General features: G+C 59.5%; 17 protein-coding genes and 4 pseudogenes. 7 read left to right on the top strand and 14 right to left on the bottom strand.

Annotation, left to right across the window (positions count from 1 at the left end; all coding sequences use genetic code 11):
* Positions 1 to 2 precede the first annotated feature (2 nt).
* The gene (gene queC, locus JG747_RS33755; RefSeq protein WP_199201525.1) at positions 3 to 740 is read left to right on the top strand and encodes a 7-cyano-7-deazaguanine synthase QueC; all 738 of its coding nucleotides are present in this window, start codon (positions 3 to 5) and stop codon (positions 738 to 740) included.
* A 566-nt stretch (positions 741 to 1,306) separates the two neighbouring features.
* Here queC and JG747_RS33750 read toward each other — a convergent pair.
* On the bottom strand, positions 1,307 to 1,663 hold the full coding sequence (locus JG747_RS33750) for a hypothetical protein (RefSeq protein ID WP_202362412.1): 357 nt from the start codon (positions 1,661 to 1,663) through the stop codon (positions 1,307 to 1,309).
* Between the two features lie 106 nt (positions 1,664 to 1,769).
* On the opposite strand from JG747_RS33750, the pseudogene JG747_RS33745 reads away from it, so the two are divergent.
* Positions 1,770 to 2,803, top strand: a pseudogene (locus tag JG747_RS33745) (LacI family DNA-binding transcriptional regulator).
* 252 nt (positions 2,804 to 3,055) lie between these two features.
* Here JG747_RS33745 and JG747_RS33740 read toward each other — a convergent pair.
* Positions 3,056 to 3,280 (bottom strand): XRE family transcriptional regulator, encoded by a 225-nt coding sequence (locus JG747_RS33740; RefSeq protein ID WP_244748494.1) that lies wholly within the window; start codon positions 3,278 to 3,280, stop codon positions 3,056 to 3,058.
* Between the two features lie 62 nt (positions 3,281 to 3,342).
* A complete protein-coding gene (locus JG747_RS33735; protein WP_244748493.1) occupies positions 3,343 to 3,591 on the bottom strand; it encodes a type II toxin-antitoxin system RelE/ParE family toxin in 249 nt (82 codons plus the stop codon).
* Between the two features lie 507 nt (positions 3,592 to 4,098).
* Between JG747_RS33735 and tnpA the strand changes: the two genes are divergently transcribed.
* Genes tnpA through tnpC form a run of 3 tightly spaced genes read left to right on the top strand, consistent with a single transcriptional unit; the run spans position 4,099 to position 6,674 of the window.
* Positions 4,099 to 4,602: an IS66-like element accessory protein TnpA gene (gene tnpA / locus JG747_RS37620; RefSeq protein WP_446720627.1), complete on the top strand. Its 504-nt coding sequence runs from the start codon at positions 4,099 to 4,101 to the stop codon at positions 4,600 to 4,602.
* On the top strand, positions 4,599 to 4,958 hold the full coding sequence (gene tnpB / locus JG747_RS33725) for an IS66 family insertion sequence element accessory protein TnpB (RefSeq protein WP_199201522.1): 360 nt from the start codon (positions 4,599 to 4,601) through the stop codon (positions 4,956 to 4,958). The genes tnpA and tnpB overlap by 4 nt, the downstream gene beginning before the upstream one ends.
* A gap of 30 nt (positions 4,959 to 4,988) precedes the next feature.
* Positions 4,989 to 6,674: an IS66 family transposase gene (gene tnpC, locus JG747_RS33720; protein ID WP_199201521.1), complete on the top strand. Its 1,686-nt coding sequence runs from the start codon at positions 4,989 to 4,991 to the stop codon at positions 6,672 to 6,674.
* A gap of 51 nt (positions 6,675 to 6,725) precedes the next feature.
* Here tnpC and JG747_RS33715 read toward each other — a convergent pair whose 3' ends face one another.
* The 10 genes and pseudogenes from JG747_RS33715 to JG747_RS33675 form a co-directional block, all read right to left on the bottom strand.
* Positions 6,726 to 6,881 (bottom strand): hypothetical protein, encoded by a 156-nt coding sequence (locus JG747_RS33715; RefSeq protein WP_199201520.1) that lies wholly within the window; start codon positions 6,879 to 6,881, stop codon positions 6,726 to 6,728.
* Positions 6,882 to 7,831: 950 nt separating this feature from the next.
* On the bottom strand, positions 7,832 to 8,845 hold the full coding sequence (locus JG747_RS33710; RefSeq protein ID WP_199201519.1) for a 1-aminocyclopropane-1-carboxylate deaminase: 1,014 nt from the start codon (positions 8,843 to 8,845) through the stop codon (positions 7,832 to 7,834).
* A 404-nt stretch (positions 8,846 to 9,249) separates the two neighbouring features.
* Positions 9,250 to 9,399, bottom strand: a pseudogene (locus tag JG747_RS37920) (S8/S53 family peptidase); the annotation flags it as partial.
* 764 nt (positions 9,400 to 10,163) lie between these two features.
* Positions 10,164 to 10,484, bottom strand: a complete 321-nt coding sequence (locus JG747_RS33705; protein ID WP_199201518.1) for an exopolysaccharide production repressor protein — start codon at positions 10,482 to 10,484, stop codon at positions 10,164 to 10,166.
* A 37-nt stretch (positions 10,485 to 10,521) separates the two neighbouring features.
* Positions 10,522 to 10,839 (bottom strand): ferredoxin III, nif-specific, encoded by a 318-nt coding sequence (fdxB, locus tag JG747_RS33700; protein WP_096453666.1) that lies wholly within the window; start codon positions 10,837 to 10,839, stop codon positions 10,522 to 10,524.
* Positions 10,836 to 11,039 (bottom strand): CCE_0567 family metalloprotein, encoded by a 204-nt coding sequence (locus JG747_RS33695; RefSeq protein WP_199201517.1) that lies wholly within the window; start codon positions 11,037 to 11,039, stop codon positions 10,836 to 10,838. Before JG747_RS33695 ends, fdxB begins: the two co-directional genes overlap by 4 nt.
* Positions 11,040 to 11,064: 25 nt before the next feature.
* A pseudogene (locus JG747_RS33690) lies at positions 11,065 to 11,466 on the bottom strand (DUF269 domain-containing protein).
* Between the two features lie 1,135 nt (positions 11,467 to 12,601).
* Positions 12,602 to 14,602 carry a class I tRNA ligase family protein gene (locus JG747_RS33685; RefSeq protein WP_199201515.1) on the bottom strand — a complete coding sequence of 667 codons (2,001 nt, stop codon included), beginning with the start codon at positions 14,600 to 14,602 and terminating at the stop codon, positions 12,602 to 12,604.
* A 326-nt stretch (positions 14,603 to 14,928) separates the two neighbouring features.
* A complete protein-coding gene (locus tag JG747_RS33680) occupies positions 14,929 to 15,708 on the bottom strand; it encodes a phytanoyl-CoA dioxygenase family protein (RefSeq protein WP_199201514.1) in 780 nt (259 codons plus the stop codon).
* 761 nt (positions 15,709 to 16,469) lie between these two features.
* Entirely contained in the window at positions 16,470 to 17,774 is a 1,305-nt protein-coding gene (locus tag JG747_RS33675) for a lysine N(6)-hydroxylase/L-ornithine N(5)-oxygenase family protein (RefSeq protein WP_199201573.1), read from the bottom strand.
* A 529-nt stretch (positions 17,775 to 18,303) separates the two neighbouring features.
* Between JG747_RS33675 and JG747_RS33670 the strand changes: the two are divergent.
* Positions 18,304 to 19,077 (top strand): annotated as a pseudogene (locus JG747_RS33670) (GDP-mannose 4,6-dehydratase); the annotation flags it as partial.
* Between the two features lie 75 nt (positions 19,078 to 19,152).
* Here JG747_RS33670 and JG747_RS33665 read toward each other — a convergent pair.
* Positions 19,153 to 20,007, bottom strand: coding sequence for a radical SAM/SPASM domain-containing protein (locus tag JG747_RS33665; protein ID WP_244748491.1), 855 nt, complete (start codon positions 20,005 to 20,007; stop codon positions 19,153 to 19,155).
* Positions 20,008 to 21,226: 1,219 nt separating this feature from the next.
* Here JG747_RS33665 and JG747_RS33660 point away from each other — a divergent pair.
* Entirely contained in the window at positions 21,227 to 21,970 is a 744-nt protein-coding gene (locus JG747_RS33660) for an acetoacetate decarboxylase (protein WP_199201512.1), read from the top strand.
* The last annotated feature ends 17 nt before the right edge of the window (positions 21,971 to 21,987 follow it).

The following is a 21,987-nucleotide window of genomic DNA, read 5'->3' as shown; positions in this document are numbered from 1 at the left end:
CGATGCAACGAGATCCGGGAACCGCACTCGTCCTTTTCTCCGGCGGCCAGGATTCGACAACCTGCCTGGCTTGGGCGCTCGAGAACTTCGAGTGCGTCGAGACAATCGGCTTCGACTATGGGCAGCGGCACCGGATCGAGCTCGATGTGCGGCCCTACCTGCTCGGGCGCATTCGAACAGACTTTCCGGCCTGGCGTGGGCGACTAGGCGAGGACCACATGATCGACATGGCCGTGCTCGGTCAAATCAGTGATACCGCGCTCACGCGCGACGTCGAGATCGCACTGAACGCGAACGGTATAACAAATACCTTCGTGCCTGGCCGCAACCTTCTGTTCCTCGGCTTTGCGGCCGCGATGGCTTACCGGATGGGCGCGAAACACCTCGTGATCGGCGTGTCCGAGACGGATCGTTTCAGCTACCCGGATTGTCGGGATGACGCAGTCAAAGCAATGCAACTCGCCCTGAACCTTGGAATGGAGACGCGTTTTGTCATTCACACACCCCTCATACGGCGCGACAAGGCGCAGACCTGGGCGCTGGCGGATTTGCTGGGCGGCGAGGCGCTGGTGAAGCTCATCTGCGAGGGAAGCCACACCTGCTATAGCGGAGACCGCGAACATAGACATAGCTGGGGTTTCGGTTGCGGGACCTGCGTCGAGTGTAATCTTCGCGCAGCAGGATGGGAGCAATTCCGATCCCGCAAAGTGGCACCGGTGGCCGCCCATGAAATGACGTGAGCGCCCAGATCCAGGCCGACGGTGGCAACCTGTTCCATAGATCGTTTCCTTCTCTTTGTGGTGTTCAGCACGACCAGGGTAGGCGCCTTCGATGCCGTTTCGAAGGGCTGTTCCATACCATCGACCTTGATGATCTTTGCCGTTCGCGTGGTGCTGTTTGGTAGGGGAGTTCAGCACCATAGCGAGCAGGCCGCGGTTATTATCCTTAATCCCGGTCGGATTGATCGTGGAGCGTACCGCCAAGAAAAAGGGGAGGTTGTGGTTTCGACGAGAGGCGGTTGATGCCCGAGCCTGCCCTTATCCTGGAGGATCGTCGATGCAGGTCCATAACCAGCATGGCCGCACCACTGGCATCATTGAAGTGACGAATGACGACCTCATCGGCAATCGATGCCGGCGCCTGCGTAAGCCGGCACGGGCGCAGGCGCCTGCGGCGACGCGATGCGGATATCCCTCCCCTGGCCTACCTCGGCCCAATCATAGGATTCCTGATAAGCGCCTTCGATCTCGTAATGCTCCTGCGTCCAGTGAATACGCGTGCCGTCTTGATGGTGATCGTCACAGCCTCAGTGTCGAAGTTGACGAAATGATCTGCACAATCGCCGGAGACAATCGAGCAGGTAATTCAGCAAAGTCGATCTCATGTACCGTCGAATTGAAAAGGCCGCTGCCGTCATGAAGGATGCGCGCGACCGCATTAAGCACGGGGCAAAGCCATCCCTATGCATCAGAATGGCGAAAGTGTTGTCGAGGTCCAGAAAGCACTGTCCGTTGACGTCAGCCAGATTGGCGCCTTCGCGTTGCAGCGCGCCGCGCGGCTTCGGATCGCACAGCCGCAGCGCGCGTGGTGCCATCGGGCGGGCGGCCGCGGGCGAACAATCTTGCCGATTGGCGTCAGGCGGCGCCGAGATTTCGTGCAACATGTCAGGCCTCTCCACGAAGGATCCGGAGACCTACGCCTCTTTCGCGCAGACATGGCCTTTGCACTTGAAAGAAAGTCATTCACGAATTGCATATGAGAGGCGGCTGATGAACAGACCAACGATCGCCGATCTGGCGAAAGCCGCGGGCGTAAGTGTTTCCACCGTCAATAGGCTCTTGCACGGAACTGGCACACTGCGACCGCAGACGGCCGACCTCATCTTGAGCGCAGCGCAGCAGATCGGCTTCCGCAGTTCGGGGCCGCTGCACGAACGCAGGCGGGACAATCTCCCGCATCGGCACTTGAGCTTTCTCATGCAGCAATCGCACCGGCCGCTCTGCCGGATCTGGGCCGAGGCGCTTCTAGGTGCCTGCGCGCGACGCACAGATGCGGTTATTGAGCCCGACATGCTCTTCCAGGACGACCCTTCCCCAGAAGCGGTCGCTGCCAATCTGCTCAAGATGGGCGGAAGCGCCGATGCAATCGCGGTGATCTCGGCCGATCACCCGCTCGTCGGCCAGGCGATTGATGAGTTGCGCGTCAAGGGCGTTCCGGTGATCGCCTACGTCACCGACCTGTCCGCCGCCAGCCGGGCCGGCTTGTGGGGACCGACAACTGGAAGGCCGGCCGCACCGCAGCATAGTTTATCAGCCAGACGTCCGGGCGGCCCGGCAAGGTCTTTCCTCTCATCGGCAGCAACCGTTATCAAGACATCTCGGATGCGAGCTTTCGCTCCTATATGCGCGAGCACGCGCCCGAGTTCCACGTCAGCGAAACCCTGCTGACCCATGAGGCGCCGAAGAACGCCTATGCAATCGTTCGCAGGCTGATAGCGGAGGAGCCGGAGCTCCGGGGCATCTTCGTTAATGGCGGCGGCATTTCCTGCGTCCTGCGTGCTATGCGCGAGCTCGCTGCGGAGCAGCAGTGCAAAATCCGGGTCGTCTGCCGAGACATCGGGCCCGAGACACGCAAGGGATTGAGCGAAGGCTTGATTACTGCTTCCTTGTGCCATCCCGTCGACAGGATGCCTGAAGAACTCATCGACGTAATGCTGCGCATGATCGAACGTACGGACACACGGCTAATCGAACAGCGGATCGTTCCGTTCGAGATCCTCACGCCAGAGAGCATTTGGACTTAAGAATCGGAAGAGCCATCGTCGTCCGGATAAGGTCATCCGTACCGCTGCGAAGCAACGACCGCTTCCGGGAGGAAAACTGGGGCGCAAGGGCAGTTCGGCACTCATGGTCCTCGTATCCACCGAACGAGGAGATGGAAATCTCCGAGGAAGCCTATCTTGTCGAGAGCTGGACCCCACGCTTCCGCCAATGATTAGGCTGCATCGGCCGTCGGCGCAGATTTGCGCGGCTTGTGGCGCACCACAACGTCCACCTTATAAGCGCGTCGATCGAGGCAGCGCATCGGGCGATCTATAGAGAACTTGCCCTGTTCGCCCATGACTACGGCGGATATGTCGGGCTGTTAATTGCGCTGATTTGGCTTGAGTGAGGCGCCGACGCATAATGATGGCGCGGATCTCACGGGCGAGCTTGGCTTTCCGCAATTCCTCTTCGGAATTGTCAAAGCCCAAATCCGCAAATACGTTGCCGCTGGTCATTTCGCCGGTGATTCTTCAGTCATGACTTTGTTCCTTTCCGATAGTTTTCGCGATCGTGCGTCTCAGCCACCTTCAATCGCTATAACGAGGTCGACTTCGCACTTGGGCGTGTCCCTGCCCTTCTTCTGGAAGCAAAGATGCAGATCACACCAGCGAAGCGGCATGGACGGGCGATAAGTATCCCTGTCTAAGTCGTCGACCACCGCAAGGATTCGGCCGCCAAATCCCTTGAGGGCTTTGACCGCCAGATGCTGCTCGCCATTTTGGGCATCGTTGATTGCAACACCCATGACGATGCAGACATCGACCAATCTCACTCCGCTCAGCCACTGAAAGAAAGATCCGGGTCAAACAGCCGTTTTCGCCAAGTGATCATATTTCCTATGAACGCATTTTGGACTGCACGGACCGTTCCAGCTCGGCGCAAAACCCTCCCAGATACTCGTCAATCGCGCTCTGCAAATGCACCCAGTAGAGCACTTTGGCGGTGCTACATCGATAATGAGCCCAGTTTTGCTTTTTTTGAGAAGATGTCCCTCTTGCTTGGCCGCAGCGAATATCCCAGTAAAAATTGGCGGCAGCGCATCGCGTTTAGCGCTCGCCGGGCGGAGCTGGTCCGGGTTGCGAAGCCCGGCGAGCGCGGATCGTCTTGGGCCATGTGGTGATCAGGTGCGGTTCTTGGAGCGCCAGGATTCATGTCCGATTTCGATGATCTCGCAATGATGCGTGAGAGGATCGGTATGCCTACGCTGAAGGCCGCCTGCTGACGCGTACCTTGAGACGTTAGTGTCCGCTTAGATTAAGTGGACACTTGGCGAATGAAGTATCTGGCGATGGAGCAGCCGTCGACGGTGGAAGTGGGCACGTCCGCGGCTCTGCCGCTGCCGCCGGGTGCGGGCCGACAGCGGAGGCGCCGCTCCTGGACGGTCGAGCAGAAGCTGGCGATCGTGCGTGAGGCGCAAGAGTCCGGTGATCCCGTGTCGGTTGTGGCGCGGCGTCACGACATGAACGCGAACCACTTGTTCATCTGGATGAAGCAAACCCAGCAAGGGCGATTGGGCCGATCCAACCCGCTGCCCGAGACCCCACCGGTCGCCTTCATTGACATGGGTGTTGTCGGTCCCAGCCTGCACGATGTAGATCCGCAAGAGCTGGCTCCCACACGATCGCACTCTGAAGTACCAGCTGCGACCAGCCAAGCGTTGTCTGCCGGTGGCCGGATGGAAATCGTCGGGGCCAACGGCCGGCGTGTGATCGTTGACCGCACGGTCGACGTCAGTGTCTTGCTGCGGATCTTGCAGGGGCTGGAAATGCTGCGATGATCCCGACAGAAGGCGTGCGTGTGTGGCTCGCTACAGGCTACACCGACATGAGATGTGGCTTTCCATCACTGGCGCTGCGGGTGCAGGAGGTGCTCAAACATAATCCCCTTGGGGGCAACCTGTTTTGCTTCAGGGGGAAACGCGGAAATTTGTTGAAGGTGATCTGGCATGATGGCCAAGGATCATGCCTGTTCACAAAAAGACTCGAGCGCGGCCGATTCATCTGGCCGACAGTTGAAGGTGGGGCTGTGACAGTATCTCCTGCACAACTGAGTTATCTCTTGTCTGGGATAGACTGGCGCAACCCGCAGGAAACGTGGCGACCCGGCTCGGGTTGGGTAGCATTTTTTAATTGAAAATACAATGGAATGTGATTCAATCGGCATATGACTTCGAAGCCGGTTGAGCTCCCCTCGGATCTTGCCAGCGCCTACACGGCGCTGCTGGCTGAACGTGAGGCGTTGCAGGCTGAACGCGATGTGGCGGTCGCGGATGCTGCCAACTGGCAGGCTGAAGCCGCCAACGCGAAGGCCATGCTGTCTGACAACGAGGCGCGGATTGTGCATCTCGAGCTGCGCATCGAGAAGCTGAAACGCGAACTGTACGGGCAACGCTCCGAGCGCACGGCGCGGCTGATCGAGCAGTTGGAATTGGAGCTCGAAGACCTCGTCACCTCGGCGACCGAGGATGAGCTTGCCGCGCAGGCTGCGGCGGCGAAGACGCAGACGGTGCGCCCCTTCACGCGCAAGCGACCGGTGCGCAAGCCATGGCCGGATGACATCGAGCGCGAGCGCATCGTCATCGAGCCACCCAGCGCCTGCGCCTGCTGCGGCGGATCCCGGCTGTCCAAGCTGGGCGAGGATGTGACCGAGACGCTGGAAGAGATCCCGCGCCGGTTCAAGCTGATCGCGACGGTGCGCGAAAAGTTCACCTGCCGCGACTGCGAGAAGATCACCCAGCCGCCGGCGCCGTTCCATGCCACGCCGCGCGGCTTCATCGGTCCCCAACTGCTCGCGACAATCCTGTTCGACAAGTTCGGCATGCATGCTCCACTCAACCGCCAGAGCGCGCGCTTCAAGGCTGAGGGGATCGACTTGCCGGTGTCGACGCTGGCCGATCAGGTCGGCCACGGAACCTTCGCCGTCATGCCGCTCTTCCATCTGATCGAGCGCCATGTGCTCGCGGCCGAGCGCCTTCATGGCGACGACACCACCATTCGCATCCTGGCGAAGGACAAGTGCGCGACCGGGCGCATATGGACTTACGTGCGGGACGATCGGCCTTTCGGTGGGCCTGCGCCGCCGGCGGCGATCTATTACGCCTCGAGCGACCGGCGCGGCGCGCGTCCTCAGAAGCATCTGGCTGGGTACGCCGGCATCCTTCAGTGCGACTGTTACAGTGGCTTCGAGCCGCTGTTCGACCCGCAGCGGAAGGAGCAGCCGATCACGCCGGCCTTTTGCTACGCCCATGCGCGGCGAGGATTCTTCGAATTGGCCGACATCGCGAAAGAGGCCCGGGATGGCAAGAAGGGCAAACCGATCTCCCCGATCGCGCTGGAGGCGGTCAGGCGCCTCGACGCGCTGTTCGAGATCGAGCGCGCCATCAACGGCCGCAGCGCTGACGAACGGTATGCCGTGCGGCAGGAGAAGAGCAAACCACTTCTCGACGACATGCACGCCTGGTTGCTCCGCGAGCGCGATACCCTCTCGCGCTCTTCTGAGGTCCTGAAGCCAATCAACTACATGCTCAGGCGCTGGGCCGACTTCGCCCGCTTCGTCGACGACGGCAGAATCTGCCTCAGCAACAACGCGGCCGAAAGAGCGCTGCGTGGCATTGCTCTGGGAAGGCGCAACTGGACCTTCGCCGGTTCCCAGCGCGGCGCCGACCGCGCCGCCGTTATGCTTACCCTCATCACCACGGCACGCCTCAACGACGTCGACCCGAAAGCCTGGCTCGCCGACGTCCTGGCCCGCATTGCCGATCTTCCCGTCTCGCGTCTGCACGAACTACTGCCCTGGCAATGGAAGCTCCTGCGCGAAGCCGACAAGCCCGCCGGTCCGCAGGCCGCCTGACCTTCACACAACGCCATCATAGAGCCCGCCGCGCGCACGCGCATGTGCCAATCATGCGGCCTTCGTCGTATGCGTACGAGGATCGAGCAGTGCGGTCGTTGTTCCGTCGAAGTAGCCGCGCCTGCTGTCGCGGATGAGCGCCCGGGCGATGGCAATGGCCAGATGCGACTTCCTTTCCGGGCCACCAATCAACACGCCATTGGACAAATGCCATCAAGGGCATCTCCGCCGGGCCGGCGAACAAGAAGGAGAGGAAGTGATGGAACGCAGGCTTGATGACGTGATCGCTGCCCTCCCCGAGGAGCGTCGGGAGCGTGTCGACGCACGTTTCGGAGAGTTAAAGGACGGAGGTCGAACGAGAGCTGCGCCGTGCGGCTGGGAAGCCCCAGGCGGAGATTTCAACCAGCCCTCTGTCTCGAAGATCGAGCAACAGGCCGATATGTATCTGTCGACACCTAGAGCTACGTAGAGGCGATCGGGGGACAACTCAACCTCATCGTCGCCTCGCCGCGCGCGCCCCTCCGTATAGAGCGGCTCAGCTACGTCGTAGCCCCCAACCCCCTCCGCACGTAGTGCTAAAAGAGCGCCAGGTGGAGGAACCCGCCCGAAGGCAACGCGCCGGCTGAACGCGCCGTTTCGGTCAAAATTGCCGAAGGGACGACAGTCTCGTCGACGCTCGCAATAGGGATGAGCAAGCCCTCGTTAAGCCGGATACCGACTGCCCGCTGTCACGTCGCGGGGGACGCCTCTTCCATCCCCCATGCTGGCCCAGTTCACCGCCGCGCTGGGGGTGTCCGGCGATGTGCTCGCCGACGACGACCCGCTCGAGCACGATTGGTCACAGCTTCCATACCTGCTCAAGTAGATACCACGCGCCTGCGGATATCTTCGGTGGCTTACAATTTATGAAATTTACGGCGATTATCGCTTATCGCCGCACCGCAAAATGACAAAAAAGTCAAACGGCCATGTCCTCTCCCTTCTTATGCGGCTTCAGGACACATTGAGCACAGGCAAATGCTGCCAAGCATGCCAGCACCACGACCCCACGTCGTGGCGGCAGTTAACAACTGCCCGCTAAAGTTTGCCAACGGGCCTTCGGTCAACTTGGCTCAGCGCTGTTACGGCAGGCACAGCACGTGGAGATCTGTCGAGCATCAGCCATTGCGAAAGGTGTAGCCATAACCGTTGATGGCCGGCGCGCCGCCGAGATGCGCGTAAAGTATCCTCGAGCCCGCTGGAAAAAAGCCTTTTTGAACGAGGTCAATCATCCCTTGCATCGATTTGCCCTCATAGACGGGATCGGTAATCATACCCTCGAGCCGCGCACACAGACGGATCGCCTCCTTGGTTTCCTCGGATGGGATGCCGTACCGCGGGTGCGCGTAGTCCTCGAGCAACACCACGTCATCCTCGGCAAATTCCGATCCGAGCTCGACGAGGGTCGCCGTATGTCGGGCAATGCTAAGCACCTGCGCCTTGGTCTTGGCCGGGGTAGCAGAGGCATCGATACCGATCACGTTGCGCTGCCGACCGTCCTTGGCGAATCCGACGAGCATGCCGGCATGCGTTGAACCGGTGACCGTGCAAACGACCATGTAGTCGAAGGCAAACCCAAGCTGTTCCTCCTGGGCGCGCACTTCCTCCGCGAACCCCACATAGCCGAGGCCTCCATTCGGGTGAACAGACGCCCCGGCCGGTATCGCATAGGGCCTGCCGCCCCTTGCCTTGACCTCATAGAGTGCTTTTTCCCAGCTGCGGCGGATACCGATGTCAAAGCCATCGTCGACCAGAAGCACCTCTGCGCCCAAGATGCGGCTCAAGAGAATGTTGCCGACCCGGTTGTAGACGACATCCTCATGTGGAACCCAGCTCTCCTGGACCAGGAGACATTTCATGCCGATCTTGGCGGCAACGGCGGCGACCATCCGCGTATGGTTGGACTGCACGCCGCCGACGGTGACAAGGGTATCGGCATCTGACGCGATCGCGTCGGGGATGATATATTCGAGCTTGCGCAGCTTGTTGCCGCCGAACGCCAGACCGGAGTTGCAGTCCTCGCGTTTGGCGTAGATTTCGACCTTGCCACCCAGATGCTTGCCGAGCCGGTCGAGCTTCTCGATGGGTGTGGGTCCAAAGGTGAGCGGGTAACGCTCGAATTTTTCCAGCATATTCTCTCCGGCGATGATCATTCAGCTGAAATAGCCACGCAAAACTCGTTCCATAAGCGCTGCTTGGATTGGTCAGCCGCGCTCTCCGACCACCCATCAGAGCTTTGGGGACTTCCAGCGCTCTCCTTGCGATTGAGACGAGGCGATCCAAATGTCGCCATGCTGCGATGAGGCGACCATCGCCTAGGAAACCTACGACGACACGCGGTCGGCATCTGCGTTTTTGCTAGCTTTGCAAGTGCAGCCGGACCGCCAAACCAACAGACTTCGATAAAAACGCAGTGGCTCTTGTTTGCGATTGGACCGGCAGGAACTGCACGGTTGCCGAGCCGAATTCCGCGAGACGATTTTTTGTGGCGCTCAACGCCTCACAGAGGTTTCAGCTGCTCGATCGATGTGCTCGTCTACCTGATCGAAACGGGTGCCAATGCCCTCGAAAGGCTGGCCTCGCCGCGGCCGTACGTCGTCGGATTGTAGTTGACGAGCGTGTCGGTCCTAGCGGTATCCAGCAACTGATTAGTAATCTGTGTCGGTGTTGCTGTCGTGAACTTGCTGCTGTTCTGAACGCGAGTCGTCTGAAAGGCATGCCCGGCAGAGACGGAGCTCCCTGCCGGGCCGGGTTCGCCTTGGGAGGTGGCGTAAGCTAGCGACTTTCGTGGCGGTGGGACCACTCAATCCGTGCGTTTTGCGCAATAACGAGCATTTACCGTGCCAAGCCAAAAAGCATTTAAAAAACACCCAAGAGTCAGCTTCCCCTACGTTGCATACCCGACATTCCCGGCTATCGGACAATGCCGAACGTGCCTCTCGGCATCGACCTACGCCTGAACCCAAGCGCCCCTGCAAGGTCGTTCGCTGCCATTTCGACCTGGCGAACTGGTGGTGATCGGGTTTTAGCTCCGACTGTTCTCCGGCTGACGGACAGGGCGGATGTCGCTTTTAAAAGAGGAACTGTCTGTACCTTCAATTCAAGAGGGCGCGGCCACGAGAGACGGCGCGGCGAATGCGGTCGCGCAGATGATCGCGAGGATCAACACATCCGGCAGACGGGCAAAACCGCAGCCTGATCAGTGTCCACCCCTGGGGCGCTCTCCAACCGGGGGTTAAAATTGGACGCCGATTCCCCGCCTCAGGTGTCAAAATCGCACGCCGAAACACAGGACCGTCATCGGCGAATCCGCCCGGAGAATCGAAACTGCATTCCCTGGCGTTAGAACGATGAGAATGCCGTCGCCTTCGACCTTACCAGGGAACCATGGCCTGAATAATCAAACTTGAACAAAGGGATGAATCTGAGCTCTGATCTTGTTACGGTGCCTCAAGGGAGGAGCAGCGATATGCCGAGCGTTTGATTGCGCTGGGACACATCTTGAGTTTCATTCCTATGCTCATCGTCGCGCGACTGGTACCGAACTTCCTGGGACCTATCGACAAGCTCAGCCCCTTGCCCGGCCTTGCCAGCGCAGCTCGATCGCCAAATCAGAAAGAGCACACTTGCGAAATAGCCCAGCTGAAGAAGTAGCGAACAGCCCAGCGTCGTGACGACTGCTAGACGGAACGAATGCGAGGCGAAGTAAACCGTCACAGCGTTGCCGCACAGGACCAGCCCGAGGAGCCGACAAAAGATGATGAAGCGCATGCCGTTCTCCTGATTTTGTCTCGTCAAATCATGCAGCTCATGCTGCGACCTGGTCGGCCGCAAGATGGGTCTGGCAGTTCTTTGGGCAGACGCGGCCGCAGGCTCCGCAGCCAATGCAGCGGCCGGCATGGTCCACAACCATGATCATGCGATTGAGCTCACCATCGAAATCGTCGTCATCGGCGTCGCAGGCGCCAAGGATCTCACCCGCGTCATCGACGCCGTAAAGATGCATGACCTCGCGCGAGCAGACTTTGAAGCAGCGGCCGCAGCCGATACAGATCTTGCCATCGATAGCGATCAGATATTCCGGCACCCATATGGAGCCGTCGCGGCTGATGAATGTGCTCCTCATCGCAAAGTCTTCATTTTGGCAAGCTCTCTTCTGACACCATCCAACTCGGCATAAACGGCATGCGTTTTCTCGGCGACTTTCTCTATCTCAATCCATTTGACCGGGAGACCCTCGGCAAGGTCGCGCAAGTTCGTCTTGGCAATTGCCGCGCGCAGTTGAAGCTTTCGGACTTTCTTCGCCATCTCATCCAGGTTTGACATGATCCTTCCTCGAAAATGGGTTTCTTCACGCCCGCGCCACTTCGGGATAGGCAATAGCTGCAGTCACATCGCCGACCAGTTTCGCGCCGGTATCCGCGAGTTTCCGGAGAGTCTCGAAGCCGAATCGGTAGACGTCTCGACAGACGTTTGATTTCTGTTGTTGACAATGTCATCACGCCTGAGCGCTCCTCGATCTCCGACATGTCGAGCCTCCACAGCACGTCCGGATCCGGATTGCCAATGAGTGGATATTCCGGCGCAGTTCCTCGGTGATAATGAAATCGGCCAGCAGCCCGGTGTCCGATTTCCGTTGGCATGAGCCGTGAAAATCCTGAGCACGGATCAGCCGCAGGAGGCATTTGACGAACGGGCGGGAAAGGGCCTCGCCATCCTTGTTGACGGCAGGGCCAAGCGCTGCGTGAGACATTTCGTTTCCTCAATTTCAGGTCTCGTCCTCAACGGAGGATTTCTGCTTTCGGTTACGCTGACTTCGGGCCCGCTTACGCAGCCGACGTCCGGCCTCGCCAGGCCGGTTCCACGTAAATGCTGCCCCTGTGGCCGACCTTGAACAGGTCCTGGACTGTGACGTCTTCAACGACGGGCCAAATTCGCATCGAATATCGCCGCCGCGGCTATTCGGTTGGAAGTCTAAGGTCCGAGCCCTGACCTGGTGCAAACCGTCGACCCTGTGCTCCATGAACACAGTTACTGCGGGCGCGCCGCAGAAAATGGGCGAATTGATCAGGGTTCCATTCCACTTGTCATCCCGACACCTTGCCGGGCTCAAAGTTCGTGAGAGGTTAGCCACGCAGCCAGTCGTCCATTTTGATCAGAGGAGCCGGGGACTCTCTACGCAACATGTTGTTCTCCATTCCCACACCTTTCCTGACGTGTATGCGCGAGCTGGTTCTCTCAGAACGGAACACACCGGTTAGGAGACCATCAAAGTCTTGCGTGTTCTAATGCGATCAGCCCTCGCTCAGTATTGCCGATCTCAACCAGCAAACGTCATGCCAGCGCGTTGCCCGCAGTAAATGCATGATTCTGCCTCGAAACCTTACAAGCCCAAGATGGCCGGTTGTTTTGAACCCGACATGTTTTCTGCCGCTGTCAGCTTTTGGACACGCATCATGCGTCAGACGCTTGAGGGCGAGAACGGCTTGGCTGTCTGCGCTGCGGTAATGTTGGCGTCGGCTCATCTAGCATCATTCGCCGCCGGCGAAGCGCGGGCGCGCACAGCTAGGCCGACCCAGCGCCCCGAACCGCATGACCTTCTTGATCGGCTGGCTACAGGTCGGAAATTCCGCGATTCCGAAAAAGTTGGTCAGGGAAGTGCAGCCCGCTCCTCGGCATTTGCCGCACGAATGGCAAGCGCCCGAAAGCTGTCAACCGAGCGATCCTCCAAGGCGCGGGCCGGCGTCTCGACGATATGTTGGTCAAGGCCGGCCAGTGTTTGTACCTATGGTCTGGGAGTGGCCTTCGGCAGCCAGCGGTAGCGAGTAAAGCTTCGGCATCCTCGGCTTTGATTGCCGCCCAAATCTGGTCGAAATCACGATAGGCTATTATGCCTCCTCCTCATTGAGAACAGGAAGCTCTGCTCTGGCGTAGAAGCCTAGCACGGGTCCGAGATCAAAGGTCGTTCCTGGCGCAAGGCGCCGGACGGACGTGGGCCATGTTTCGGTCGAGACGCCATCGATAGCTCGCGCCAGCGTGCTGGCGAATCGGGGCATCAGCGGTGCGAGTGTCTGCGCCAGGATCGCAGCGGCCGTCGTCTGAAGGGCGAGCGAAGTGCGGGTGCGGGCGGGATAGAGACGTCGCGCCGCTTCATAGTCTTGCGCCTGTCGGTAGACTACACAATCGCTCACGAAATCGCAGGCCTGCGCGGCCGCGCGCCGGACCGAGAAGCCATCGTCCGAATAGGCGCGTTCCATCGCCGCGCGATGGATCTCTATCCGAGCAAAGAAAGCGCGATCGGCGGGAGCCCAGTCGCCTGCATCGGGCACACACCCGCCAAAGTCCTGCTTGATTTCCCGGTGCAGCGCATCAAGCCAATTCAGCCAGATCCCTTGGAACACCTCGTTCTCGGTGCGGCGTAGCGCGTCCAGCGTGAAGTTCGTTCGCTCACCTTCCGGGCGTGTCAGGCCCAAATGAAGACGGACGACATCGACTGTCTTTGGGCCCAGAACCTCTTTGCCCCAGACCGCATGTTCGCGGCTGGTCGAGAACTTCTGGCCGTCGAGCAGGTAGAACTCGTTCACATGATACCGGACGCGCGGGGTCCAGCGGGAGAAGACCTCAGCATAAAGCGCCGGATAAAGCAGGGCGTGATAGAAGGAATTATCGAAGCCGAAGAAATGGACAATCTGCCAGTCATTGCTGGGCAGGGCCGCATTCCAGTCTCGGCCGAGCGATGTAGCTAGCGTCTGGATGTTGTAAAGAAAGCCAAACGCCATCTCTGGCCAGACCCAGGTCACCTGCCCCGGGAACCCCTCGGCCGGTAGCCCCCAGTCCGACGGGTGGATGATGGGCACGGAAAAGTCGCCACGTTGGCGTAGACGCGCGAAGAGGTCCATGATCCGAACGGGGGCGCCCGACGCCCTTAAATGCCGGTCGATATTGACGTAGCACCGTTCCAGCGCAAGTTCGGGACGGCGCACGGAGCCGACCACCGGCGCCTCGGCCGAGTGCCGCGACCGGACTGCATCTAGGTCGTGGCATAGGTTCGGCGCGCCGCATTCCTCGCAGATGTTGCCACCAGCGGAGCCGCCGCAATCGGGGCAGAGGCCGCTTACATCCGGTTCGTAAAGGTAGTCGCCTGTCACAGCATCGAAGAGCGCAGGGCTCTGGCGCAGATCTACCGCCGTGCTGCTTAGAAGACTACGGAAACACGCGGCTTGAAACTCTGCATAAGCGCTATCGCCCAAAGTGCGGAGGAAGCTGTGGATCTCACAGTCGAGAAGCGCAAGCGTGGCTCGAATCTCGTCGGCGTATTGGCGCGCCACCTTTGCGGGCGTCGATTGATCGGCATCGGCACGCGTGGCGACGTAGCTCTGGTAATCGTCGCTTCCAGTCAGGTGATACGCTTCGACCCCTTTCATGCGCAGGAAACGCGTGTACACGTCGGCTCCAAAATATGGGCCAGAAAGATGCCCTAGATGCAGATCGCCATTGGGCGTCGGCGGCGTGGAGAAGACGAAGATCGGCCGGCGGGGAATCGCGACCTGTGCAGCAGCTTCGAGGGCGGCCTTGCCGTCGCGCCAGTAGACATCGACGAAATTTAGGTCGTCGTCCCCATCGTTGTGCAGCACATGCGCTTCAAAAGGATGGAACAGAACGACATCGCCGGCTGCGACCGAGATCTCCCCAAGGTCGGTCCTGACCTTGCCCGCTCCAGACAGGACCACGAAGGCCTCGATTTCGTCGTGCCGATGGGGCTCGGATGTGACGCCCGGTGCCACCTTGCCAAATGAAAACCCGGTGCCCGCGCTCCCCGTTCCAAGGGTGGCCATGTCGATGCCGAACGCCAGCGATAGCTCCGTTCGAGAAAACGTGGATTTGCGCATGACGACCTCAGCTGTTGAAGCAGTGGTATCTTCGGCTGCCAACGCAACAGGCTCTGCTGCACGTTGCGAAGAGAGGCGGTAGCCCGACACGTTGGCCGGCTCCGTCAGAATAATCCGGCTCTGGGGCCCAGGCGGGCGACGACGAGCGCCAGTGGGGCTCTAGGCGTTACAGAAGACCCCCGGCGACACCTGCACAATCGACATACCGAAGTGTTGTAACGGACTGCGGGCGGGGTCCAGTAGCCGGCAATCAGAACGTCGTGCTCTCCGCGCATTTTTTTGGCGGCCGATCAGTTTCGTATGCATTCCCGCCTGGTTCCGTGAGCTCAATCGCGATAGAAAATGCCGTTTGGGAGCTTCAGGTTGTCGAGATCAGCCACTTTGCCCTCTGGCGGATTAAGGGCGCGCTTAAGCACGTTATATTCAGCGCGGGTCGGTCCACCGGTTGAAGCACGCTGGAACACCAAGTAGAGCGTCCGCCGCGAACGATTGCTTTTATTCGGCTTCGAGTAATGCGGTGCATAATCGTCGAAGATGAAGATGTCGCCAGCCTTCCATACTACGGGTTCCCAGAAGAATGTTTCGGCGACCCCAGGATCAATCACCCCGCCGGCATCCATGGGAAATACCCCCTTCTTGTGATTGCCGGGGCTGAAGAAAAGGCCACCATTGTCCGGGTCGGAATCGTCAATGCCTATAGCAACGATCGCATGGACCATCCGGTCGGGCAGCCTGTGTGGAATGTGATAAATGTCCTGATGCGGGCGATAACCGCCGCTATCGGGATAGTGGAAGATCAGCAACTCTTTGAGTCTGCGCGAATCTTCGCCAAGCAAATCCTCGACCGCAGAGATTATGCGCTGATCTTCTAGGAGGAGACGACGCAATGGGTCATGGAAGTCCAGAAAATTCTCGGCCTTAGAGGTGATCTTTCGATCATCAGTCGTCTTCTCGAACCACATGAGCCATTTATCATCGCTAACATCCCAGCGTGATACGTCTTCAACAAAGCTCGAAATCCGTTCCACAGCCGCGGGATCGAAGAACCTTTCGAGCCTGATGTATCCGTCTTTCTGCCACTTTTCTCTTTGCGCATCAGTCAACATGCCAAAGGCCTCCTGTTGGAAAAAATGGTTGGTCGAACATTCCGGTTAGAGGCAGTCGGGCGCTGGCCAGGGTGTGGCCCACGGAGACGATACTCCATGGCATGTGGGCGGCGACGCTAAGTGCATTCCGCTCCGGCTGGATTTCAAGGCTGTGTTGTCCCTCCTCAATGGAGAGATCGCCCAGGCCCGTAAGGTCTGCCGATCCGGTACCGCTGCATTGTAGTCACGGCCGAGCATGCTGTTGGTGGTGCGACTGCCCGAAAGACGACCTTCGTGCAGCCTGACGCAACGCAATCCGTGCGCCACGCGAATCTTTGCGACGAGTTCCCGTTCGGGTCGGGCGATCAGGGAGGGCACGTCGCTGGCATCGGGTCCATCGATGCTCCAAAAACGAGTATTGTCCGCAGAAGTTCGGCGCCCACTGCCCATCCCAGGCCAAGCCGGGCCCAGGGCTTCCCTAAGCTCGTCCCGATCATTTACCTCACCCGGCCCAGCCACCACACGCATCGCTACGAGCCGGAAGCCTCCGCTGACGGCCGACGCAGCCATGGCCGTCAGGGCCATTGCACACTTTCGAGTGAGCGACCTGGTACGGTTTCGACGACCGTGGGGCAAATCCTCGCCCGCAGAATAAAGCGATGCGCCCATAGGTCCAAGGGCATGTTCAGTCACGATGAGTTCGGAGCGGGCTCCGGACTGCGCCGCAGCGGAGGCGGACATCATTCCTTGGATGCCACCGCCGATGATCAGTAGTCGCTGAGTCATATCCCGCTGCCCATTTCTTCGGCTACCGGGTCGGGCCAGCTCTCGACGGTGGTACGGCTGATAAAGCCAGGATGCTCAGGGTTCGCGCACGGCGCGCGCTGTAGAAGGCTGTCAAGAATGCGGCGAGCTCGCCAGGCCAGCAGGCTTAGGTTCGGATCGGCCAGCCCGCGCTGCCCGGGATTGGCGTTCTGTACGAAGATGCGTCTGTCACGCGGTCCGTCCCAGCACACCGAAAAATCCTCGTTGATGACCAACTCATTGTCGGTCTGTTGCAGCCGATCCGCCATCGGTTCCAAAAAGCTTGGCACGGCGTTCTCGTAACCGGTGGCCAGGATGACGATGTCGGCCGTGACTTCTTCGACGTCGCCCAAGCCGCGCTGCAGCGTCAAGTTGTGACCCGCGCCGGCGTTGATGCAGCGCGAAACGTTGCAACCCGGCCGCAGTGCGATGTCACATAGGTCCGGCTCAAGAAATTCGTGGCGATACAGCGCCTGGTAGACGGCGCGCAAAGTGCGATCCGAAATACCATCCGAGGCGAGCACGAAACGCCGCAGGAACAGCTTGCGCTGCGGCTCGCTCATTGCCGCGAAACGATCCGAAAAACAGGGCATGAACAACTCGTTTGTGAACGGGCTGTTGTCGAGGGGCAGGTAGTTTTCGCGCTGCGAGACCCAGGTGATCGAGGCAGGCCGCCGTTCTCTTGGCCCACCGACCAAATGCAACAGCACCTCGGCTCCCGACTGGCCTCCACCAACGACGCAAACATGTTTTTGCCGCACCTCAGGATGGATGTGCAGCAAATCGGATGAATGGAACAGGTTGCGTCCGATCCAGCCCTGAAATTGAGGTGGAATCCACGCTTGCTTGCCGATGCCGACCACCAGGTCTCTGGCACTAAGCACCGCGTCGTCCGTCCGCACCCGAAACTCGCCATCATAGCGTATTTCGCGGACGGTCTCGCCGCCGCGCACAAGTGGGTTCCTGCGGAACGCCCAGTTCAGGTATTGCTCGAACTCAGCCCTGAGCACAGCATCGAACTGTGCATTCAGGAAGTGGTACAGACGCCCGTTCTCGTGCAGGTAGTTTATGAAAGTGTAGGCGGATCGCGGATTCACCAGCGTTACCAGATCCTTGACGTGGCTGACCTGGAGTTCTGAAGAGTCGAATGCGCTGCCTGGATGCCAGCGGAAGTCAACTTGCCGATCCAAGAACAATGCCCCGTGCCCGATTTGCTCGTGTATCTGACACGCAAGGCTCAAATTGGACGGGCCAGCACCGATCCCAATGCAAGAGAGATCCAGTTGTCCTGCTCCTGCTGACGCCTCCCAATCAGGCGCTATATGCGGCGAATGTCGGCCATGGCCGCTGGGCTTGCCCTTCCCGCACGCATCGTCGACACCGCAGGACTTGCAACAGTTTGTCCGCGCGTTCGTAGTATCGGGTGTGACGCCCGCGGATGCCGGCTCCGTGATGAGATCGGCACTCATGCCGGCGATATGTTGCGCGTGGCTGGCATCGAGAATCCCGCCTCGATGACCCCCGCGTGGTCAGTGACATGCTTTCGCAGCCTATCCCTCATTGCAATTGGGCTCAGTTGCCCGCCTCGACCGTGATGAGCCGACCTTCGGCCTGCTTGGCGACCAGCGAGGGCGCGGTCATGAGTGCGGCGACAGCATTTTCCCGTGGGTTTGATCATAGAAGACATCCGCTGCTGCGTTCGGGAGGGTCCCATGCATCGAACGTGCCAGAGCAAAACATGAGAAAAGCAACGGAAGGAGGTTTGCGATCCTGTCGAGTATCCGACATTGAGGCCGAAACCTTGCACCGGCTGCGCAAAGCCACGTGCAGTCTCCCTCGGGACCGGGAATACAGCGCCAATGCCGATACGCTCGGCACGCTGCTGCTGCCGAGCGATCCGCATTCTTCGTCTCGAGAAAGAAACGCGGTTCTACCAGGCGTCAACTTCCGAACTCTTTGGTTCGGTCCAGGGCATCCCGCAGCAGGAGAGCACTCCGTTTTATCCACGCTCGATCTGTGCGGTGGCGAAGGTCTACGCCTACTGGATCACCATGAACTACCGCGAGGTATACGGGCTCTATGGCATCCTGTTCAATCACGAAGGGCCGACGCGCAGCGAAACTTTCATCACGCGCAAGGTGACGCGTGCGGTGGCTCGATCATGGCCGGCAAACGGGACTGTCTCTATCTCGGAAACCTGGAAGCAAAGCGCGACTGGGGCTCGGCGCGCGCCTATGTCGAGGGCATGTGGCGCATCTTGCAGCATCAACCGGACGATTTCGTGCTGGCAACCGGCGAGACACACACGGTCCGCACCTTTGTCGGGGCTTGCCTTCAGGCGAGTCGAAAAGGAGAGCGCCTGGGAGGGCGAAGGCGTTGACGAGGTGGGCCGTGAACGCATGAGTAATCAAGCGCTGATCCGGATCGACAAACGCTGTTTCGGGCCAATCGAGGTTGACCTGCTGATCGGCGATGCCTCCAAGGCAGCCGACAAAACTCGATTGGAAGCCGAAGACCACTTTCGATGAGTTCGTCTCGGAAATGGTCGAGGCTGACTGCCGCGCCTACGGGATCGTGTTAGCGTGACGTGAAAACACGATGACTTCGCGGGCATGTGCATCTTGCCGTTTCAGGGACGTCGGCATTTCAGGCCCGCCGCGGTCAGCCGGCGTCAGCAGTTCTATCGTTTGGATCGGCAAACTCACACATCCTGCAAAGCAGAAAACCAGCCGCTCCATTCATGCGATCGACGATTTCGCAAAAAACTGGGCTTTTAAAGAGATCGTCATATTCGTCGCATAGAAGGTTGCCCAATACGTGACGCCGCTCAAAATCCATGGAGCAGAGAGTAACCTCGCCGTTTGGAAGGAGTACATTCCGATACTGCCGTTCGTCCACGCATATCAGCGCTCCGACGACTGGCTGCCGTGGTTCTACAATCTTAGGGTCTACGCTTCCACCCCTGCTGCTCACCGGTCGCGCGCGAACTAGGGCTTGGGCAGGGATAATGTCGGCGATATCGGGATGGGGCTCACCCAAAACCACGAATCGGATCGAAGGGATGTCGGCGTCGACGAGTTGACCAACCAAATCGCGATACTTGGCTCCGACAAGGCGGCTATTCATGTGGGCGCCATCATCAAAAACATGAACCACGAATACCCCCAACCGCAGCGCCTGCAAGCGTTGTAGATCCTGCCCCTTCATTCCCACAAGCGTCGTGAAAATCCTGATGCCGTGGCCTTTGGCGGAAGCGTGCTCGACCATTTCGGTGCAATCCGGATTGAGCCATGGCTCAGAATACCCGGCAAAACTAATGTCGACGGAGGCTGGGACGCGCGCCAGACAGCGCTTGAAATCTCCAAGACTAAGATGCTTCGTATCAGATACCTTTCTTTGCCGGTCAGCGAACTTGTCCTGCGGACAATATGAACATCCCACGATGCACCCTGTGGTCGTCGTTATCTCCAAAACTCTGCCGGCTGGGATAGCAGAGCGCAGTTCCGGTAAAATCATTCGTTGTGACTCCCACTCGTCTTGGTCATGCATAACGTCCAGTATGGTGTCTTTGGCTTCATGACACCGACGGTCAAGACAGTCCGAATGAGCCCAGCCATCTCCGCCTTGGCAGCAGTCAACAGCCGGTTTCCTCAATCGGCCGAGCGGACTATCAACGAACTTTGGGCGCATCGGCGCGGCAGGGCGGCGCAACCGCAAAGTCGCGCGTCAGCCATTGCCAAGGTGTAGCCGTGACCGTTGAGCGGGCGCGCCGCCGAGATGGCGCAGCAGAAAATCGATCGTCTCCCGTTCTTATGCGGTCAGCCCCCACTCAACATTGCCGCATCTCCAGCAAAGGCCGTGCCAGCGCGCTTAGCCGCAGCAACTGCACGAGTAGGCTTCGAGAAACCTCACGCCCAAGGCGGCCGGTTGTTTTGGACCAGACATGTTTTTTGTCGCTGTCAGCTTTTGGACATGCATTTCAGACGCTTGAGGACAGACTTGGCTGTCTCCCCTGCGGTAATGTTGGCGTCGGCTCATCATCTAGCATCATTCCGGCGCCAGCTGTGTGCGCGGAAGATCTACACGACCTGACCGCCGCGTGCAGCGATTGCCTGCCGGCTCATAGCTGATCTTTTCTCCTGAAGCCGGCGATGAGGCCGGGCCGTCGAGTGCGTGCTGCCGGATGCTGCGTAAGCTGTTTCGCTAGACGGCGGATACCGCGTCACCTCCATATTTTCGCGACAGAGGTTTGGTGGCGTCGCGGGCCTTGCTGCTACATCACCGCAGTGCTCGGGAATTCGTATCTGATCCGCGTGAGGCGAAGACCTTCTCTCTCGACTGGCTCGCCGAGGCCGTCTGTCCTGCTAGCCTCGAACGATTTCTCATTTGGCATGGCGCATGCGCGTCGATCCGCAAACCCCGTCGAGGAGAAATCGGACCTGGCCGCCACTCCACCTCCTCCTACCACGAGGGCAGACGGGAAGCAGCGCCTTCAAATGAGGAACAAAATCACCTTACCTCGAATCTTGCCTCCCTCGATCACAACCGGAGCCATGGAACCGCGTGCGCGACCATCGCCAATGATCGCGCCCCAAGGCAATTGCCCAGCGCAAAATGGCTACGCGCGATTACGCCATGCATCCCTTACGAGGCTGCGACAGCACCTCGGAGAGCCTCGCCGCCATCTTGCAGACCGATCTAAGCCCACTTGATCCAGCACAAAGGAATTTCAAACATGCACCAAGATACCGTCCGGGCGACCGCATTCGCCATGCCCCTGACCAGCCCGGCCTTCCCGGCCGGCCCATATCGCTTCGGCAACCGGGAGTATCTGATCATCACATATCGCACCGATCCGCAGAAACTGCGCGACCTTGTGCCGGAGCCGCTTCAGGTGTGCGAGCCTCTGGTCAAATTCGAGTTCATTCGCATGCCGGACTCGACCGGCTTTGGCGACTACACTGAAAGCGGGCAGGTCATCCCGGTCTCCTTCCGAGGCCGCAAGGGCAGCTACACCCACTGCATGTTTCTCGACGACCATCCGCCGATAGCGGGCGGACGCGAGTTGTGGGGCTTTCCCAAGAAGCTCGCTAGCCCAACGCTCCGAACCGAGACGGATACCCTTGTTGGCACGCTGGACTACGGGCCGGTCCGCGTCGCGACGGGTACCATGGGCTACAAGCACCGAGCCGCCGACCTCGCGAGCGTGAGGGCCTCGCTCGCTGAACCGAACTTCCTCCTCAAAATCATCCCGCATGTCGACGGCACGCCGCGCATCTGTGAGCTCGTGGAATATCATCTAGAGGACGTCCATCTGAGGGGCGCCTGGACCGGGCCGGCAGCCCTGAACCTCTGGTCGCATGCGCTTGCCCCCGTCGCCGAACTGCCGGTGCTGGAAGTAGTCTCGGCCGTCCACTTCGTCGCAGATCTCACGCTCGCGCTCGGGAAGGTCGTCCACGACTATCTCGCGAAAGCCTAGCCTCGCCATCGGAAAGG

Source organism: Mesorhizobium sp. 131-3-5 (assembly GCF_016756575.1).
Classification (GTDB): Bacteria; Pseudomonadota; Alphaproteobacteria; order Rhizobiales; family Rhizobiaceae; genus Mesorhizobium; species Mesorhizobium jarvisii.
The sequence above is the reverse complement of the archived record's forward strand: the minus strand, read 5'-3'. Positions and strand labels throughout refer to the sequence as shown.

What these genes read in the sequence shown, in the direction of transcription:
- JG747_RS33685 (WP_199201515.1), bottom strand. Translation starts at nt 14,602, where the DNA reads ATGCGCAAATCCACGTTTTCTCGAACGGAGCTATCGCTGGCGTTCGGC.
- JG747_RS33710 (WP_199201519.1), bottom strand. Translation starts at nt 8,845, where the DNA reads ATGCTGGAAAAATTCGAGCGTTACCCGCTCACCTTTGGACCCACACCC.
- JG747_RS33695 (WP_199201517.1), bottom strand. Translation starts at nt 11,039, where the DNA reads ATGTCAAACCTGGATGAGATGGCGAAGAAAGTCCGAAAGCTTCAACTG.
- JG747_RS33660 (WP_199201512.1), top strand. Translation starts at nt 21,227, where the DNA reads ATGCACCAAGATACCGTCCGGGCGACCGCATTCGCCATGCCCCTGACC.
- JG747_RS33705 (WP_199201518.1), bottom strand. Translation starts at nt 10,484, where the DNA reads ATGCGCTTCATCATCTTTTGTCGGCTCCTCGGGCTGGTCCTGTGCGGC.
- tnpA (WP_446720627.1), top strand. Translation starts at nt 4,099, where the DNA reads ATGAAGTATCTGGCGATGGAGCAGCCGTCGACGGTGGAAGTGGGCACG.
- tnpC (WP_199201521.1), top strand. Translation starts at nt 4,989, where the DNA reads ATGACTTCGAAGCCGGTTGAGCTCCCCTCGGATCTTGCCAGCGCCTAC.
- JG747_RS33665 (WP_244748491.1), bottom strand. Translation starts at nt 20,007, where the DNA reads ATGATTTTACCGGAACTGCGCTCTGCTATCCCAGCCGGCAGAGTTTTG.
- JG747_RS33740 (WP_244748494.1), bottom strand. Translation starts at nt 3,280, where the DNA reads ATGACCAGCGGCAACGTATTTGCGGATTTGGGCTTTGACAATTCCGAA.
- JG747_RS33750 (WP_202362412.1), bottom strand. Translation starts at nt 1,663, where the DNA reads ATGTTGCACGAAATCTCGGCGCCGCCTGACGCCAATCGGCAAGATTGT.
- fdxB (WP_096453666.1), bottom strand. Translation starts at nt 10,839, where the DNA reads ATGAGGAGCACATTCATCAGCCGCGACGGCTCCATATGGGTGCCGGAA.
- JG747_RS33680 (WP_199201514.1), bottom strand. Translation starts at nt 15,708, where the DNA reads ATGTTGACTGATGCGCAAAGAGAAAAGTGGCAGAAAGACGGATACATC.
- queC (WP_199201525.1), top strand. Translation starts at nt 3, where the DNA reads ATGCAACGAGATCCGGGAACCGCACTCGTCCTTTTCTCCGGCGGCCAG.
- tnpB (WP_199201522.1), top strand. Translation starts at nt 4,599, where the DNA reads ATGATCCCGACAGAAGGCGTGCGTGTGTGGCTCGCTACAGGCTACACC.